Origin of the sequence: Derxia lacustris (assembly GCF_002105195.1) — a bacterium.
GTDB lineage: Bacteria > Pseudomonadota > Gammaproteobacteria > Burkholderiales > Burkholderiaceae_E > Derxia > Derxia lacustris.
The window spans coordinates 530,912-548,514 of record NZ_MUHU01000008.1; the positions used below are offsets into that span (position 1 = coordinate 530,912).

A 17,603-nucleotide genomic window follows, 5' to 3' on the forward strand; every position below is an offset into this window, starting at 1 on the left:
TGGTTCATGGCGTCTGCAAGGCGGCGCGGCGCTCAGCGCGTGCGGCCTTCCTTGCGCATTTCCTTGGCGATGCCGCGCCTGAGGTCGGCGGCGTTGATCTGGTCGCGCCCGGTCTGCAGGGCGGCGATGGCGGCGTAGCGCACGACGTTGGCGATGGCGCCGCCGGCCAGTTCGTGCTCGTCGGCGAGCCGGCGCAGGTCCACGTCGGCGGCGAGGCGGCCGGTCGGCAGCAGCACCGATTCCCACAGCCGCAGCCGCTGCGCCGCATCGGGCATCGGGAAGTAGACGAGCGACTGGAAGCGCCGTGCGAAGGCGTCGTCGATGTTGGATTTGAGGTTGGTGGCCAGCAGCACCGTGCCCGGGAAGTCCTCGATGCGTTGCAGCAGATAGGCCACTTCCTGGTTGGCGTGGCGGTCGTTGGAGCTGGACGTGGCGGTGCGCTTGCCGAACAGCGCATCGGCCTCGTCGAAGAACAGCAGCCAGTTGCGGCTCGCGGCCTGGTCGAACACATGGGCCAGGTTCTTCTCGGTCTCGCCGATGTACTTGGAGACGACCATCGACAGGTCGATCCGGTACACGTCGGCGCCGCTGGCCTGGCCGAGCAGCGTGGCGGTCAGCGTCTTGCCGGTGCCGGGCGGGCCGTAGAACAGGCTGCGATAGCCGGGCTTGAGCGCCTTGGCCAGCTTCCAGTCGTCAAGCAGCGTGGCCGAGTGGGCGAGCCAGGTGCGGATCGCGTCGATCTCGGCCAGCACCTCGGGCGCCAGCACCAGATCGCTCCAGCCGAGCGGGGTTTCGAGCCGATGCGCCGGGAAGCCGGCGCTGAAATCGGGCTTGTGGCGGCGGCCGAGCGTGAGCAGGTCGAGGTATTCGTCGGCCAGGCGCAGCGGCACGCAGAAGAAGGGCTCGCCGGGCGCGTCATGGTCGAGCCGCAGCACGCCTTCGCGGCGCAGCGGCGCGTCGTCGTCGAGCCGGCGGCGCAGCGCAAAGCGGCGCGCGAGATCGTCGCCGGCGGCCAGGAAGGCGGCGGTCTCGGCCGTGGGCAGGAAGCCGCCGTGCAGCTTGCCCTTCCAGCCGCCGAACTCGGTGAAGCCGCGGTCGAGCGTGGTGTTGCGCAGGAACAGGCTGTCGAGCAGGCGCGGGCGCAGATGCGGCGCGAGCGCGAGCGCCAGCGCGAGGCGCTCGTCGAAGCCGAGGCCGAGGCGGGCGACGAGTTCGGCGTGATCGGAGTCGCTGGCGGCCGGCGGCGCGATGTCGTCGATGCGCGCGACCGCGCCGGCTTGGCCGAAGTGCAGGTCGAGCCGCGCATGCAGCACGGCGTCGAGCCAGTCGAGTTCGCGCTCGAGCGCGGCGGCATTGGCCGCGAGCCGGTCAGCGCCAGTCGACATGGATCGGCTCCTTCATCCAGGCGAACTTGACGGTGCGAAAGCCCCAGGGAATGCGGTCGAGCAGCATGTCGTAGCTGCGCGGCGCGACGCGCAACTCCCAGCGGTCGTCGGCGCGCAGCAGCCGGCCTTCGCGTTGCAGGAAGGCTTCGCGCAGGCCGGCGGTCGAGGTCTTGCCGAGCGCGGTCCAGTGCTGGCGCATCGCGTCGAGCATGCCGTCGACGGCGGCGGTCTCGGCCGGCGCGGGGCCGATCTCGCGCCGCACCGGCGTCTCGGGCAGCAGGCCGCACATGAGCTTGTTGAGCACCAGCAGCGGCTCGGGCGTGTCGGGCTGGCCGGTGACGACCATCTGCATCAGGTGGACGGCGCGCTCGGCGGCGTCCGGGCCGGTGAAACGGCCCTGTTCGACGAGCTTGAGCATGGCGAGCAGGCGCGGGAGATAGGGGCCGGCGAGGACCAGGCCGGCGTTGGTGACGGGGATGGGCTCGCGCTCGGTGGCGGCGGGCGGGGCATCCTCGAAGCGCCAGGGGTCCGGCGCGGAGGCACGGGCGGCGACGGGCGCTCGGGCGGTCGCGGCGGGTTGGCGCTCGGCGGCGGCGGGCGTTCCGGGCGCGAAGGCGCGGACGATGCGGTGATCGGCGGCCGGCTGGCCCGGGTCGCGGGGAATGGCCGGCGTGGAGGCGACGCCGGGCGGAAGCGTCTGTTCGAGCGCGACGCGCAGGTCGGCGGCCAGGCCGGAAGCGTCGGCGCGGCGGCCTTCCTCGAACAGATGGCGCAGGGCGAGGCGCCAGGCAGTCTCGGCGAGCTGGTCGCGCGCCGGCGCGTTGGGCCGGATGGCGACGGCCGCGACGGCGGCGGCGACGGCCTCGGGCACGCGGCTGGCGGGCAGGAGCAGATCGGTCGCGCGCGGGAGGTGATCAGGGCCGAGCAGCTCGATCAGACGGCGCGCGGCGAGCGGCGAGTCGAGCCGGCGGTCGAGCGCGATGCGCAACGCGGAGCCGCCGCTGGCCAGGGCGCGCAGGGCCGCGACGCGGACAGCCTCAAGGCTGGCGGCGGCCGGCGGGCGGTCGTCCGCCGCGTCCTCGGCGAGATGGCGCAGGAAGCGACGGACATCGTCAGCCGACGCCGATCCGGCGGGCGCCGGCGCGGTGGCCTCGCCCGCTGCCGTGACGGCCTTGCCGGCACCAACGACCGCGCCCGGGCCATCGCCGACCGTGACCGCACCAACGGCCTCGTGGGCAGCGGAATCGGCAGCGGCTCGCGGCGCGGACGACCGCGCCGCGAGCCGGGCGAGGCTTGCATCGGAGTTCGCGCCCCTGGCTCCGGTCAGCGCGGCGAAGGCGACGGCGACCGACTCGTTCGCCGTCGCGGGCGGTGCGGCGAGCAGCCAATCGGCGAGCGCGCGTGCCTCGGGACTCGCCTGCCGAGCCCTGGCCCACGCGGCGCGGTTCGGATGCGAGAAGCGCCGCAGTGCGGTGGCGAGCCACTCGCAATCCTCGGCAAGCGTCGCCCGCCAGGCGGGCGTCTCGGTGAGGCCGGGCGGCAGCCCGAGTCCGCCGCGCGAGCGATACCTCAGCATCCAGTGGGCGAGATGCTTGCGGCGGACCCGGGTCGCCGGATGGGTGCCGGAGGCTGATGCGGCGGCGATGTCGTCGGGCGTCGGCGGTGGCGGGGTTTCCCGGGCGGCGAGCACGATGCGGAGGAGAAGCGCCCCGGCCCTCGATTCGCTGCGTGCCGAGCATTCGTCGAGCCAGCCGTCGAGCCAGGCGCGGTCTTCGGCGAGGGTGAGCCGCCAGTCGGCGCTGGCGCGGAGTTCGGCGTGCAACCGGGCATCGGTGGCGGGTGCGGGCGTGGCCTGCCAGTGGCGGAGCAGATGGGCCGAGACGCGTTCGCGGCGCGCGGCGGTGATGGCTGCCGCATCCGGTGCGTCGGCCCGCGCGTCGGCGGGCGGGGCGGGCTGCCGGGTACCGACGACAGCCGGGCTCGGGTCGGCGGCATTGGACGTGGCGGTGTTCGGGGCGGCGGTGGTCGTGAACGCGCCGGGCGGCAGCTCAGGCGGATCGGCCTGGGCCGCAAGCGCGTCGGGCGGCGGATCGGCACCGAGATCGAAACCGAGGGCGGCTTGCAGGCGCGCGCGCGCATCGGGCGCGAGGAGGCGCGCGAGACGCGCGCGCAGGCGCGGCGAGGCGCCGAGGTCGAGCACACGCTCGCGCAGCGCGGCGGTCAGGCCCTCGCCCGGCGGGTGGGCGAGGCTCGCGGCGAGCAGGTCGGCATCGCCCCCGAGCCAGCCGTGCTCGAAGCTGTCAACCAGGGGATCGGCCTTGCCCGGCCTTCGTGTTTCTGCTTGCCGCCCGTTGGAGCGGAGGGCAGCGACAGGCCCGGCGCTGACGGCGGACGTGACCACGGCTGCCGGACCCGAACTCGCGGCGTCCTTCGACCGCGATGCCGCGCCGGCCGCCTCGGGTTGGCCGGGGGCCGTCACGTTGACGGGGAGCGGCGGCCGCGCCGGTGTCGAGGCCGGCGCCTGCGGATCGTCGATCAGCAGCCGCGCGAGAACGCCGACGCCCGGAGCGATCGCGAGCCGCTGGGCGAGCCGGGCCCGCTGGCGCGGCGATCGGGCCAGATCGCGCAGCAGGGCGCGCAACCAGTCGGCATCGGTGGCGAGGCTGAGTCGCAAGTCGTCGTGATCGGGATCGGGGTCGGTCACCCGGTCATCGATGAACGACATGAGGGTCGCGGCCGAGGTCCGGTCGTCGCGCCAGAGGTCGGCGGCATCGGCGCCGGGCAGGGGCAGCAGCAGCAGGGCCTCGACGCGTTGCCGGCGGGCGAGGAGGGCGGCCGAGGGCGATTCGGTGTCCGCGCGTTTTCCGCCTTCTGTGGCGTCGGCGCCTTGGGTGGCTTCAGCGGCCTCGGTGGCTTTGGCGACCTCGGCGGCTTCTGCGGCTTCGGTGGCGGGCGCGGCGTCCGGGGCAGGGTCGGCGATGTCGGTGCGCGGCGTGCCGGCAGCGGTGGCATCGACCAGGGTCAGCAGGGCGTCGAAGACTTGTTCGTCGCCATCGGCCAGGCGGCGCAGCAGGCCGATCAGCTCCGCGTGCGGCAGCACCGCGAGGAGGCGGGTGGCGAGCGCGCTGGCGCCCGACCCTTCGGGAGACGCGGTGGTCGCGTGACTTCGGTTGGGGGCCGGGCGGGCGAAGGCGGCAGCGAGGGCGCTGGCTGGCGCGGGCAGCGTGTCGAGTGCGGCGGCCCAGGCCAGCCAGAGGCGGCGCAGGCGAGCATCGGCGGGCGCATCGCGGAGGGCCGCGAACAACGCGGCGGCGGGCCGGGCAAGCGCGTGGGTGTCGGGTGTGAGCAGCAGGTCGAGCAGCCAGCCCGAACGCCGTTCCGGTGCGATGGCGTCAGCGGCCAGCGTCATGCCGTCGGCGATGACGGCGGGCAGCAGCAGTCGCGCGATCGCATCGGCACGCGCGTCGTCGAGTTGCGCGGCGAGGCGCTTGCGCAGGCGGCGGGCACGGCCGATGTCGCGCAGCCAGCCCGCGAGCCAGTCGCGGTCGGTGGCGAGCAGATCGCGCAGGCGGGCGTGGAAATCGGCGGTCCGCCCGGCATGGAAGGCGGCGTCGAGATCGACGCGCGCGGCGCGGCGGGCAGGCGCGGGAGCGGGAGCTTCCACCGAGTCTTGCTGGGCGCGGTCGCCCATGCCGACTGCGCCCGGCGTGTCGGGAGCGGGCCCGTCATCGTGGGCCTGGGCGGCGCCGATGCTTGCGGTTCGTGCGGAGTCGGCCGTCGGCCGATCGGCGGGCGTCGATCGGAGTGGCTGACCACCGGCCGGGAGCGATGCGTCGGGTGCGCCGTACGGAAGGGAGCCGGCTCTCGCATCACTCACGGGCGGCGGGTTGGGGCCGGCCGCGGGGACAGTGGCGCCGGACTCCGTTCGATAGGGCAGCCTGGCCAGATCGGTCGGGTCGTTCAGGTCAGTCAGGCCGGTCAGCGGCAGCTGGCGCAAGAGCACGGGTGGAAGCGCGGCGCTCAGCTGCCGACGATAGCTGGCGGAACGGGTCAGATCGGCGAGGCGACGCGCGATGCGCTCGCCGTGGGTGGACAGCGCCGCCGGCAGCAGGCGGACCAGGGTGTCGGCATCGGCATGGTCGAAGGCGCGCGACAGCCGGTCGGGCAGGTCGTCGGCGCTGGCGTCATCCGTGGCGTTGCCGTCAACGTCAGCATCAACGCCGATGCCGATGCCGATGCCGATGCCGATACCAGTGTCGGTGTCGGTGTCGGTGTCGGCGCGGTCGTCGGATGTCGTGCGACCGAGCGCGCCGCCGCTCCCGACCGCCATCCCGTCCGCGTCAGTCCGCGCGGTCCCGGCGCCAGCCGCAGACCGGGGCGCCGGGGCGACATGGTCCGGGCGCAGCCAGCCTTGGAGGCCGGTGCCGGCTGCCAAGGCGGCGAGCAGACGATCGAGGGCGACAACGGCGGCATGGTCGTGGTCGGCGCCATCGCCGGGCCTGCCCGCCTCGGCTTGCGCGCCCGGTGACGGCGACGCCGGCACTCCTCCCTCGCCGACTGCCGTGCGCGCGATGTTCTCGAAGGCGCGAAGCATGGCGAGCGCGGAGGCGACCTCCGCCGGCGCGAGCCACAGCGCGAGCAACTCAGGCAGCAGACGCTCGGCGCGCGCGGCGCCAGCAAGGCGCCGCCGCCGGGGGGCATCGCCGAGGGCGATGTCGAGAGCCGCCCGCAGCGTCAGGTCGACGCCCGGCGCGCCGGGCGGCGGGGCCTCAACGGGCTGCAGGGGCGGTACCGACCGCCGCGACAGCTCCGGCAGCAGGCTCAGCAGCAGCCGTCCCAGCGGCAGTGGCACGTTTGCCAGCGGCATGCCCGGCGGGCTCGATGCTTCTGCGGCTCCGGCTCCGGCGGCGCCGAAGAAGGCCGCATCGAAGGGACTGCGCCCGGCGTCGAGGTCCAGCAGCACATGGGCGAGCGCGGCTTCCCTGGCCTCGGGCGTGCCGGCCGCAAGGCTCGACGGCTCGGCGCCGGCGTCGGCATCGCGCTCATCCGTCAGACCGACATGCGCCAGCAGCGCCCGCCGTGGCTCGGGAGCGAGCCAGAGCGCGATCAGCCGCGCGAAGTGTTCCGGCGTCAGCGGCACGCTGGCCAGTCGGCGGCGCCAGCGCCGTTCGCGCCCGAGCACGGCGAGCGCCGATGCGAGCCAGCCGGTGTCCTCGGCGAGCAGGCCGGGCAGTTCGGCGGCCAACGTGGCGCCGTCATCGGCGTGCAGCGCGACGAGCAGGCGCAGGCGTCGCGGCGTGATGGAGGCGACGTCAAGCGCCGCCGGCATCCCGGCGTCGGCCGTGTCGAGCGAGAAGACGAGGGTCGCCAGCGCCAGCTCGCGGATCGGCTGGGGCGCGGTGATCGGAGCGCTCGGAGCGGCCGGAGCAATCGAAGCGGCCTGAGCGACCGGGGCGGTCGAAGCAGCCGAAGCAGGCGCGACGCCGGCGGACGGCCGCACTCCGGGCGGCTCGGCGGTGGTTCCCACGCCCGAAGCGCCGGGCCGGGTGGAACGCGCCAACGCCCGTGCGGACCGCCGCGCTTCGGCAGGTGCCAGCCAGAGCGTCAGCACCGCCTCGAACAGCCGGTCGTCGCCAGCCGCGGCGAGCGCGCGGCGCAGGCGCCGGATGCGCAGTGCCTCGGTCAGTCGGCCGACGGTCCAGGCACGATCGTCCGCGAGCGCGTCGAGCCAGATCGACGCGTCGGCGAATGGCTCCCTGCCGGCGAGGCGATCGAGCAGCCGGAGGCGCCGCACATCGGTCACGCCGTCCGGCGTGGACGGGCCGGGAGCACCGTCGGCGACTGCGACAGTAGCGACAGCGTGGGCGTGGGCATGGGAGGACGCCGGCGCGGCGATCGGCGCGGGCGGCGTGCGGAACGGCGTGGCGGTGGCGACGCGGCCCGGCGTCCGCGCTGACGCGTTCAGCGCGGACGCCGCTTCGGGCGTCAGAGGCGTGCCCAGGGGGCTGCCCGGAGATCCTGCCGCCGAGTTCTCGCCCGGATCCGCGCCGGCCGTCGTCATCGCCGACGCGGCCGGGGACTCGTCCGAATGCGCTGCCGTCGTCTCGCTTCCGGCTGCCGGCGCCGTCATCCTGTGCGCGCTTTCGCGCAGCCGCGCGACCCAGGCCGGCGCGAACTGCGCGTCGAGCCGGCGTGCAACGCCGGGCCGGTCGAGCAGCGGCCCGAGCGAGCGCGCGAGCGCATCGGGCGCCGCGACCATCGCCGAGCGCGCCAGCCGGTCGAGCGTGGCGGCATCGGTCCCACCCACATGCCAGGGCAGCCGGCCGTGCAGCAGGAAATGCCGCAGCGCCTCGATGTCGGCCTCGCCGCGCGCGAGCCGACTCGGCGTCGCGCCGCGGGCCCTCAGCCCCGCCAGCCAGTCATCCAGCGCCTCGCCCAGCCGGCGCAGGAAGACGGCCTCGAAGTCGTCCGCCGGCAGCACGCCGAGGTCCAGTTCCAGCGTGTCGATGCGCAGCACCTCGTCGGGCGGGCTCGCGCGGTCGAAGCGATCGGCGATCAGCTCGGCCATGCCACGCCGCGCGCAATCGACCAGCCGCGACTGGAGGTCGAAGGCCAGCGCTTCGTCATCGAAGCGGAAGTCGAGGTCGAGCGCGTCGATCAGGTGGCCGCTCATGGCCGCGCTCCCGCTTGACGCAGCAGCCGCGCGAGGCGGGCGGCATGGCGGTCGTGGCGCCGCAGCAGGTCGTCGTCGGGGCCGGAGGCGGGATCGGCGGCCGCGAGCGCGACGCGGTCGGCGAGCCATTTCTCGTAGTCGGTCTCGAAGGCGCCGAGCGTGGCGCTGTCGAGCCAGACCGGCTCGACCAGCAGATGGGCCGGCGCGTGCTCGCGCACGAGATCGGCGAGGTGGTGGCGGAACAGCGGGTCGCCGCAACGCGGTCCCCAGGCCGGCAGCACGAGGCTGACGCGCGCGGCGCAGAAATCGGCCAGCGCGGCATCGAAGGCGGCGCCGTCGTCCGTGCCGAGCGCGCGGCGATGGAAGTCGGTCCGCCCGAGCGGCCGCAGCAGCAGATGCTCGACCAGATGCAAGCCTTCGGCACGCCGCGCCAGATGCAGCGCCAGGCCGCGCAGCGCGCGCGCCGCGCGCCAGGCCTCGGCGGCGGAATCGAAGCGGCCCAGCTCGCGCGGCGCGGTGCCCGCCTCGTCGAGCGCGAGCAGCAGCGTCTGCCCGTCGTTCCGGGCGCGCAGCGAGAAGTTGCGCTCATGGCAGGCCGCGCCGAGCAGCGCGTCGTCCAGCAGGTCGGCGCGCCCGCCGAGCAGCCGCGCGAGCAGGCGCATGCCCTCGCCGCCGGCCGGCGCCGCATCGGGTGCCATGCGCGCGAAATGCGCGCGCCAGTGCATGACCTCGGTCGCCAGCGGCCGGCTGCCGCTCCATTCGAAGCCGAGCAGCAGCCCCACGCGCCGCGCCAGCGAGCAGCCGTTGTCGCTGCGGCCCCAGCTCGGCCGGCTGTAGTCGAAGCCCGCCGCGCGGTCGCGCCCGAGCGTGAGGATGGCGATCAGGTAATCGGCCTTGTTGCGCAGCAGCGCCTGCTCCTGCCCGGCCGGCCACAGATGGCCGAGGAACTGGCGCTGGGTGTTCTGCGTCAGCGACTCGCCGTGCAGCGCCAGCAGATGGTCGAGCGCGCGGTGCTTGCGGTCGGCCCAGCGGTCGCTGTCCAGATACACGCCGCGCTCGATGCGCTCGGGCGGATTGCGCCACAGCGCATCAATGCCCGGCAGCGCGTCGTCGTCGAGCAGCCGCCAGCCGGCGCCGATGCCGGCGTCGAGCCCGGTCGAGAACAGCCGCCGCGCCTGCTGCAAGTGCGCAAGTCCATTGGCCAGAATCTGGTCGAACAGCGCCAGATAAGCCTTGAGTTGCAGCGCCGCCGCGCGCCGTTCGGCATCGGCCGAATGCGGCAGGCCGCGCCGGCCCACGCCGTACACCTCGGGCAGATCGAGCGCGATGGAGCGGTGCCGGTCGAGCTGGCGATGGCGGCCGCGCGGCAGCTCGGCCAGGTCGGCCATGTCGCCGGTCACGGCTTCGCGCAGCGCAAAGATGGCGGTGCGCTGGTCGTGAAAGCGCGCGGCAAACGCGGCCGGATCGATGTCCACGCGCCGGCCGCGCCGCAGCAGCGCCAGCCGGGGCAGCTCGGGAAAGCCGGGCCGGTCGGGCGCGCGCAGCCGCAGCGCCCAGCCCACGTCGCGCCAGGGCAGCGAGCCGGTCACCGGGCGCGCGGGCTGGCCGTCGGCATCGGGCGGCGGTTGCAGCGCCAGGCTCAGCACCTCGCGCACGCCGTCGATGTCGGCGACCAGTTGCCGCAGATCGCCCACGTAGAGCGACTTGGCCGTGAGCGCTGCGCCGGTGTCGAACACGCCGTTCGGCGTGTCCGGCCCGGTGAACACGTCCTCGACGCTGGCGCCGGCGGCGATGAGTTCGTCATGCCGATGGCGCTGCGGCCGGTCGGCGATGTAGCGCGCGCAGCTGGCATGGATGTCGGCGGCGATCTCGACCGGGTCGCGCGCGCCGCCGATCTCGATCTCGCCGACCAGCTCGCAATCGCGCTCGGCCACGGTGGCGACGGCCGGGTCCAGGTCTTCACCGAGGTTGCGCTGGCCGAGCCACACGGCGCGCGCCCGGCCGCTCAGGCTCGCGGCCTCGACCCGGCTGGCGCGCAGCGCGAGCGTCCACAGGCCGGGCGTGCTGCCGGCCTGCGCCGGCATCGCGTCGTCGAGTTCGTCGATGCGGTCGAGCAGCAGCCGGCGGTAGTCGTCGGCGGTGGTGGCGCGGCAGGGCAGGGCGCGCGCCGGCGGCGGCAGCGCGAGCAGGTCGGCATCGAGCCGGCCGTCGGACGCGGCCAGATGGTCGGCAACCGGAAAGTCGTTGCGGTAGATGACCTCGGTCAGCGCGAAGCACAGCTGCTCCAGCAGCGTCAGGCCGGGATCGTGGGCGTTGTAGTCGGTCCAGACGCCGCCGCTCAGCGCCTGCGCCAGCTCCACGCCGCGCGCCAGCAGCCGCTCGAAGCTGGCGTCGTCGGCCTCGGGCTGGCGGCGCGCAATGCTGGCGGACGGGCCGGTCATGCGGGCGCGCTGGGCACGGCGGGTGCCGCGCCGGCCATGAAGGCATCGCTCCAGAGTTGCGTGAGCTGCACCTGGATGAGCACGCCGGCGCCGTAATCGCAGCCGGTGCGGATTTGCAGCCGGTAGCGCGCGTTCTTGCCGCTGTCGCCGTGCCAGCGCAGTTGCAGCCGGTCGCAGCGCCGGCCGTACCAGGCATGGGTGCTGCGGATGCCCGAGCGCGGCCGCAGCCAGCCGAGCCAGCGGTCGCGCGGATTGAAGGTGTTGAGTGCAATCGCATGCAAGAGCGCATAGCGGCCCTCGCCGACGCGGCCGGTGCCGGCCATCACCTCGAAGCCCTGGCAGGCCGTCAGCTCGCCGGTGAGGTTCTGCCATTCGCCGTTGGCGAGCAGCGGATCGGCTTCGGTCGGCTGCACCGGCTGGCCGCTGCGGCCCTGCATCGCCACGGTGCCGGCCACGTCCAGCAGCTGGGCCGGCGCGGCGGTGCCCACGCCGACATTGCCGGCGGCATCCAGCAGCAGCACCGGCGGCGCCGCCTCGGTGACCAGACCGGGCCCGCGCGCAAACCGCAGCCCGGCGGCGCTGCCGTCGTAGCCGACGGTCCAGTGCGCATCGCGCGGCGTCTGGTCGCGGTAGAAGCTGAGCAGCGCGTCGTGGTTGACCGGCGTGGACACGCGAAAGCCGTCCTGCGCGGTCTTGCTGAAGCCTTCGTCGGCCATGTTCAGCATCGAGTCGATCAGGTCGCCGAACTGCGCCTGACCCGGCCGCGCGCCGTCGGTGAAGTAGTTCTTGAGCGTGCTTCGGTTCAGCTTACTCATCGCCTTGTCCGCCCACGATGAAGGTGGCGCCCACGCTGAGCCCGGCGACGCCGGTCGGCTCGGGCAGGCGCGGCTGGCCCGCATCGAATGTGGTGAGAATGTGCCGGTCCGTCGGGATGGCGATGGAGCCGGGGGAATGGGCGCGCAGCGTGACCGCCGCGCCATCGGCGGCGACCAGGGCGCTGTCGCGCAGGCGCAGGCCGCGCTCGCCGTCGTCGACAAAGTGCAGCAGCGACAGCCGCGCCACGTCGTCGATGTAGTCGAGCGCGCGGATGCGGGCTTCGACCTCGTCGCTGGCCAGGGTCCAGTCGAAGCGCGCCTGCCGGCCGCCCTCGCGCCACGGCGAGAGAAAGTCGCCGATGGCGCGGTCGAGCCGGCGTAGCGCGACGCCGGGCTGGTGGCCGGCATGGATGCGTACCGCGCAGCGCACCTGGATCGGCTCGTAGCGCGCGTTCATCACGCGCAGCGTCACGCTCGGCGAGGCCAGGGCGCGCAGCTCGTCGGCGATGCGCTCCAGCGCAATGCTGTTGAGGCGCGGGCCGCCGAGGTCGGCGATGTCGTCCATGCCGCGCGCGGCCGGCAGCACCATCACCAGCACATGGCCGGGGCGGTCGATGCGGTCGGGCGCGGCGCGGTGCATGAAGCACTTGACCTTGAGCACCTCGGGAAAGCGGTCGAGCACGAGGCGCTCGTAATCCCAGGCGGTGACGGCGCGCTGCTTGTGGCGCAGCCGCTCGCCGAGGCGGGTTTGCAGGCCGGCGCGGGTCTCGGCCGGCTCGAAGCCGAAGCTGGCGCCGACCTGCTCGACCGCGCCCAGGCCCGGCACCGGCCGCGCCGGCTTGCGCAGGCTGCCGGCCGGCAGCGGCGCGAGGGCGGCTTCATCGGCGCTGCCGTCGCTGGCATTGCCGGCCGCGCCCGTCAGCCGCGACACCCGCAGCGCCTGCGCGCGCACCGCATACAGCCCGGCGAAGGCATCGAACACCGGCAGCTCGCCGCGCACCGACACGCGCAGCCAGAACCGGCCGGCCGGAAAGATGCGGTTGTCGCGCGTGGCGGCGGCCGGGATGTCGAGCATGACGATGCCGGTGCCCAGAAAGGCGCGCGTGGTGTCGAGCAGCACGCGCGCTTCTTCCAGCGCCAGCCAGCGGTCGTTGGCCAGACAGGCCCAGACCGGGCGTGGCCGGGCGGCGGCCTCGGCATGGGCGGCTTCCTCGCGCAGCTCGAACAGCAGGCTGAGCGGGCCTTGCAGCTCGCTGGCCTCGATGCCGAGGTAGAGGTTGCCGTCCTCCTCCGAGCCCGGCAGCAGAAAGGGATGGCCGCCGGCCGCAACCGCATGCACCTCATGGCTGCCGAAGGGATGCAGATGAAAGAAGCGCAGCGCCGGCGCGGCATCGGCGCGCGGGCCGTGGCCAAAGTCGATCCGGGCCTCGGCGCGGTAATCGACCGCCAGCCCTTCGACCGTGGGCGTGTAGGGCGGATTGGGCAGCCGGGCCGGCTGCTTGCGCCTGGCGCTCTGGGTCACCGCCTCGGTCAGGCTGCGCGGATAGGTCTGATGGCCAAAGGCGTCGGGCGGGCTGGCCAGTTGCAGCCGCACGAAGGCATTGCGCGCGGTCAGGTCGTAGCGCGCCTCGGGCTGGCCGGGGCGGAAGTGGTCGCGCAGCAGGCCGGGCTCCACGCTCAGCCGGCGCTCGCTGCGCAGCCGGCCGCTGCCGGGCTCGGCGGCAAACAGCGGCTGCGGCCGGCCGGCCTGCCAGCGGCCGTCATGCAGCACGGCAAAGGCGGCGGTGAAATCGGCATTGCCGGGCACGCCCGGATAGCCGCGGTAGTGCGTGGCAAAGCCGCCGTCGTCGCGCGGCAGGCCGCCCCAGGCGAGGCGCAGCGTGAGGTCGACGACCGGCTTGCGCGCGAGTTCGGCGCCGCCGACCACCAGCCACGATTCGGCCGTGGGCAGCGGGCCGAAGGGCGCGAACGGCCGCGCCGGATCGAGCGCGCCGAACTGGTTGGCCAGCAGCAGATTGCGCAGCCCGCGCACCGTCACCTCGATGCGCGCCGCCGTGATACGCAGCCGGCCGAGCAGCGACAGGCAGTACATGCCGGCGCCCGAGCGCAGCCGGGCGCGCAGCAGCGGCGCGCCGGCGCCGTCCAGGCCGTCGTGCAGCGCCGGGTCGGCAGCGACCACGGCCGGCGCGTCGGGCCCGAGTTCGGTCGTCAGCACCAGGCCGCCGCGCCCGGCCACATGGCCCAGATCGGCGAGCGGCACGATGCCGGCATCGGCGCTGCGCCAGCCGTCGGCGCAGCTGAGTTCGAGCGCGAAGGCATGGCGCATCACCCGGTCGAAGATCAGGTCGCGGTCGGGCGGCGCGCTGCCGATCAGCGCCAGCGGATCGCCGATGCCCGAGCCCGATTCGCCCACGCGCGCGCCGAGCAGCAATGCGGCCTGCGCCGCCACTGCCTGACGCTCGGCCTCGCTCGGGCAGCCGGCCGGCGGCGTGGCGCCGAACCACGGTCGCGCGTCGAACATCCAGCGCGCAAACCAGTGGCCCAGATCGCGCCGGAAGGCGTCGGCGTCGGTCGCGGCCAGCAGGCGCGCGAGCAGCTCGGCATCGGGCGTCGGGTCGGCATCGTCGAAGGCGAGTTCGAGCCGGATTTCGCGTTCGCCCTCGGCCAGAAACAGCAGCGGCGAGGCGAGCGCAAAGCCGATCTGCGCATCGCTCGCGCAATGGCCGATGGCCGCCGCCGCATCGCCGCCGAACATCGGCCACCAGGGTCGGCCGGCGGCGGCGCCGGTGGCGCCGGTCGGCAGCGGCTCGGCGTTGGGCGCGCTGGCGCGGGCGCGGCACACATAGCCGAATTCATGCTCGGGCGAGATCAGCCGGTCGCGCTCCAGCCGCAGCGTGCGCAGCGCGGTCACGCGCGCATCGGTGACCAGCAGATCGTGGTCGGCGGCGAACTCGATCGGCTGGCCGGCGGCGTCCTTGCCGGCGCTGAACACGCTGCCGCGCGCGATGCGGGTCTCGCCGTCGAAGCGCGGCGTGCGCAGGCAGATGAGATGCGCCCAGTCGGTGCGCGCCGGGCGCGGCCGGGCGCGCAGCACATCGCGGTAATAGAAGTCGGCATGGCGCGCGGCAAAGCCGTTGAGCCGCTCGCGCGCCACGTCGTAGAGCTGGAGAAAGGCCATCAGCAGCGCCGGCGCCGGCGCGTGCTGGCCGTCGGCCAGCGCGGCGGGCAGGGCGTCGCGCGCCAGCTCCTGCATGCGCTCGATCAGGCTGGCCAGCGCGACGAAGGCACGGCGCAGTTCGTCGCGCGCGGGCGGCGGGCCGGCCGGCGGCGGAAAGGCGGCCGGGTCGCCGACCCGCTGCATCAGCGCGAGCAGGCCCTCGGGCAGGCGCGGCGGGCTCGGCCGCAGCGCATGCAGCCAGTCGTCGATGGGCCGGCGCAGCTCGGCATAGCGGCGCAGCAATTGCGCTGGCTCGGCGCTGTCGGCCAGGCGCAGAAAGTCGGCGCTGCGCGCATCGACATCGATGGCCAGCACGCGCGCCAGCGTGAGCGCATCGTCGGCGGCAAACATCGGCAGCCAGTCGGCTTCGGCGCCGCCCATGCCGGGGTTGATGTAGCGCAGCTGGCGCGCGAGCGCGGCGCTGGTCGCCACGCGGTCGGCGAACGTGCTTTCGTCGATGCCCACGCGGCCGGCGCCGAGCGCGGCCGGAAAGCGGTCGAGCTGGTGGGTGCCGTCAGCCACGCGGGCGCCTCGTCACAGCAGGCTCCGCACCGCATTGCCTTCCTGCATGTACAGCGGGAAGACGAGGTTGTAGCGGCTGTTGGTGCTGCGCACCGTGTAGTCGAGCGAGATCTTGAGCAGGCCGTCGGCCAGCTCGGCGGTGTCGAGCGTGACCGCGTCGAGCGTGATGCGCGGCTCGAAGAACAGCACCGCCTGCTCGACCAGATTGCGGATGCGGGTCTCGGCATTGGTGTCGATCTGCTCGAACACCATGCTGCGCAGGTCGCAGCCGTAGGTCGGCCGCATCAGCCGCTCGCCCGGCGTGGTCGACAGCAGGATGAACAGGCTTTCGCGGATGTCGGCCTCGGCCGAGACGGTCGCGGCATCGCGCGTGACCGGGTCGAAGCGCGGCGGAAAGCTCCAGCCGGTGCCCAGAAAGCTGGCGTCGTCGTCCATCGCCATGTCAGCCGCCGATCATCACGGTGAACTCGCCCAGCACGATGCTGCCGCCGTGCGCGGTCGGGTCGCCGATGCGCGCCGCCGGCTTGCCGCCGATCAGCACCGTGGTCGAGCCCATCACGATGGCGTCGGGCGGGCCGACGCAGACCGCGTTGTCGCCGACCACCGCCGCCGGCAGCTTGCCGATCAGCACCGTCGGCACGCCGGGGCCGATCACCGGCCCGCCCACATGCGGAATCGGCGGCAGGCCGGGCGTCTGCATCGGGCAGGTGTGCATGTCGGTCAGGCGGGCGGCGGGCGGCATGGTCTGGGCGGGCGCGGTCAATTGATCATCACCAGCGCGCCCTTGACCGTGGTCTGGCCGCTGGCCGACAGCTCGGCCGTGGCCGTGCCTTTCACGGTGAGGGCGACCTGGGCTTCGGCGGTCACGTTGAGGCCGCTGGCCTTCAGGTCCTGCGTCGCGGCGATTTCCACCTTGCCGGTCGCGCTGAGCTTGATGTTGCCGGTCGCGGTCAGCGTGATGTCCTTGGGGCTGTCGAGCAGGATGCCGCTCGTGCCCAGCTCGACCTTGTTGCCGGTCTGGTCCTGCAACAGGATGGATTTGCCGTCGTCGCTCACCACCACGGTGTTGCCGGCCGGCGTGACGACCGTGACCACCTTCTTGTCGTCGTCGAATTCGAGCTTGAGCTTGCTGCGCGTGACGATGGCCTTGGTGTTGTTCTCGGCCGCCAGCTCATAGGGCGGCGCGTGCTTGCCGCCGTAGACGCTGCCGAGCACCACCGGCTGGCCCGGATCGTTGTTGACGAAGCCGACGATCACCTCGTCGCCGACCTCGGGCAGGAAGAAGGCGCCAAAGCCGTTCGACGCGTAGAACTTGGCCAGCCGCGCCCAGACCGGCTGGGCCTCGCTGCCGAGAATCGGCAGGCTGATCTGGATGCGCTGGCCGGCCGCCGGATCGCCGTCGAGCTTGGTGACCAGCGCCGTGTGCAGCCCCTCGATGCCCGGCACCCAGCCCGAGGCCGGCGGCGCGACCACATCGCTGCGCGCGGTGATCGGCTCGGGCGGCAGGCCGAATTCCACCTCGGTGAGCCAGTTGCCGTTGTCGATCTCATGCACGACCGCGTTGACGAACACCGAACCCGAGAAGTGCTTGCCCACGCCGGTCACGCCGATCAGGCAGCCCGGCTGCGGCGTGGCGCTGCCCTGGAAGCGCATGTGGCCGCGGATGCGCGCCAGGCCCGCGCGCATCTGCGTGCCCTTGGCCCAGGCTTCGAGCGCATCGCTGGCGAGCGTGGCCGGGCTTTGCAGCGCATACGCCGACAGGCCGATCACCTCGGCCAGCGTCGCGCTGGTCAGATCGCCCTGGTCGTTGAGCGCGCCGGCGTCCGACGTGGCGTTGACGGTGGCAAGGCTGGCCGGGTCCCAGGCCGTGGCCGACACCGTCGCGAGCTGGCTGCGCACATCCATCTCGGCCGAAAAGTCGTAGAGGTCGCTGCCGTAGTTCACGTCGAGCACGGTCTCGCCGCTGACCGTTGGCACTGTCACCTTGAGCTTGCCCGGCGACGGCAGCAGCAGCAGGCCGTTGGCCTCGGCGCGCGCCACCACAAAGTCCCAGTCGGTGCAGTAGTACTGCACCAGCTCGCCGTGGGTCACGTCGGTCGCGATCACGTCGGTGCTCAGGCCGGTGGCGCCAAGCAGCGTGCTGATGATGTCGCTGTCCTTCTGGTCGATGTACGAGGCGTTCTTGCGCCCGACCGTGAGCGTCACCGATTGATGGCGGCATTCGACGACCAATTGCCCGTTGTTGCCCGGCCCGATCGAAATGCCGTGGCGAATCACGATGCCCTCGAAAACCGGCAATTCGGCATCGCCATAGCCGAGCGCCACCGTCACCTTGGCGCCCGGCTTGAAATCGGCGGAATCGCTGATCGGGAAAGTGGCATTCGGCATGTCGCCGTCGAGGAAGACCAGCGTGGCCGAGGCGATGCGATTGATGGCGTGGCTGATGCGCAATGAACGCAATTCGGCCGTGTCGCTCACGGGATTGCCGTCGCATTTGATGGTGATGCGCAGGACGCCGTCGGCGCCGGTTTCCGGGCTGGTGGCCATCGC

The 17,603-nt window shown here is 73.7% G+C and carries 8 protein-coding genes; all 8 read right to left on the reverse strand.

The window, feature by feature from the left end:
• Nucleotides 1-32 precede the first annotated feature (32 nt).
• Genes B9P64_RS08980 through vgrG form a run of 8 tightly spaced genes read right to left on the reverse strand, consistent with a single transcriptional unit; the run spans nucleotide 33 to nucleotide 17,600 of the window.
• Nucleotides 33-1,385 (reverse strand): ATP-binding protein, encoded by a 1,353-nt coding sequence (locus B9P64_RS08980; protein ID WP_139826220.1) that lies wholly within the window; start codon nucleotides 1,383-1,385, stop codon nucleotides 33-35.
• Nucleotides 1,369-8,058, reverse strand: coding sequence for a contractile injection system tape measure protein (locus B9P64_RS25640; protein WP_176256776.1), 6,690 nt, complete (start codon nucleotides 8,056-8,058; stop codon nucleotides 1,369-1,371). The genes B9P64_RS08980 and B9P64_RS25640 overlap by 17 nt, the downstream gene beginning before the upstream one ends.
• The gene (locus B9P64_RS08985) at nucleotides 8,055-10,499 is read right to left on the reverse strand and encodes a hypothetical protein (protein WP_085315868.1); all 2,445 of its coding nucleotides are present in this window, start codon (nucleotides 10,497-10,499) and stop codon (nucleotides 8,055-8,057) included. Before B9P64_RS08985 ends, B9P64_RS25640 begins: the two co-directional genes overlap by 4 nt.
• Nucleotides 10,496-11,314 carry a hypothetical protein gene (locus B9P64_RS08990; RefSeq protein ID WP_085315869.1) on the reverse strand — a complete coding sequence of 273 codons (819 nt, stop codon included), beginning with the start codon at nucleotides 11,312-11,314 and terminating at the stop codon, nucleotides 10,496-10,498. Before B9P64_RS08990 ends, B9P64_RS08985 begins: the two co-directional genes overlap by 4 nt.
• Complete coding sequence (locus tag B9P64_RS08995; RefSeq protein WP_085315870.1) at nucleotides 11,307-15,053, reverse strand: baseplate J/gp47 family protein; 3,747 nt, start codon at nucleotides 15,051-15,053, stop codon at nucleotides 11,307-11,309. Before B9P64_RS08995 ends, B9P64_RS08990 begins: the two co-directional genes overlap by 8 nt.
• 12 nt (nucleotides 15,054-15,065) lie before the next feature.
• Nucleotides 15,066-15,494, reverse strand: a complete 429-nt coding sequence (locus tag B9P64_RS09000) for a GPW/gp25 family protein (RefSeq protein ID WP_235839931.1) — start codon at nucleotides 15,492-15,494, stop codon at nucleotides 15,066-15,068.
• 1 nt (nucleotide 15,495) lies between these two features.
• A complete protein-coding gene (locus B9P64_RS09005; RefSeq protein WP_085315871.1) occupies nucleotides 15,496-15,795 on the reverse strand; it encodes a PAAR domain-containing protein in 300 nt (99 codons plus the stop codon).
• A gap of 17 nt (nucleotides 15,796-15,812) precedes the next feature.
• The gene (gene vgrG / locus B9P64_RS09010; RefSeq protein WP_085315872.1) at nucleotides 15,813-17,600 is read right to left on the reverse strand and encodes a type VI secretion system tip protein VgrG; all 1,788 of its coding nucleotides are present in this window, start codon (nucleotides 17,598-17,600) and stop codon (nucleotides 15,813-15,815) included.
• Between the last annotated feature and the right edge of the window lie 3 nt (nucleotides 17,601-17,603).

Bases quoted from the DNA above. Each gene is read 5' to 3' on its own strand.
- B9P64_RS09005 (WP_085315871.1), bottom strand. From the start codon at position 15,795: ATGCCGCCCGCCGCCCGCCTGACCGACATGCACACCTGCCCGATGCAG.
- vgrG (WP_085315872.1), bottom strand. From the start codon at position 17,600: ATGGCCACCAGCCCGGAAACCGGCGCCGACGGCGTCCTGCGCATCACC.
- B9P64_RS08985 (WP_085315868.1), bottom strand. From the start codon at position 10,499: ATGACCGGCCCGTCCGCCAGCATTGCGCGCCGCCAGCCCGAGGCCGAC.
- B9P64_RS09000 (WP_235839931.1), bottom strand. From the start codon at position 15,494: ATGGCGATGGACGACGACGCCAGCTTTCTGGGCACCGGCTGGAGCTTT.
- B9P64_RS08980 (WP_139826220.1), bottom strand. From the start codon at position 1,385: ATGTCGACTGGCGCTGACCGGCTCGCGGCCAATGCCGCCGCGCTCGAG.
- B9P64_RS08990 (WP_085315869.1), bottom strand. From the start codon at position 11,314: ATGAGTAAGCTGAACCGAAGCACGCTCAAGAACTACTTCACCGACGGC.
- B9P64_RS25640 (WP_176256776.1), bottom strand. From the start codon at position 8,058: ATGAGCGGCCACCTGATCGACGCGCTCGACCTCGACTTCCGCTTCGAT.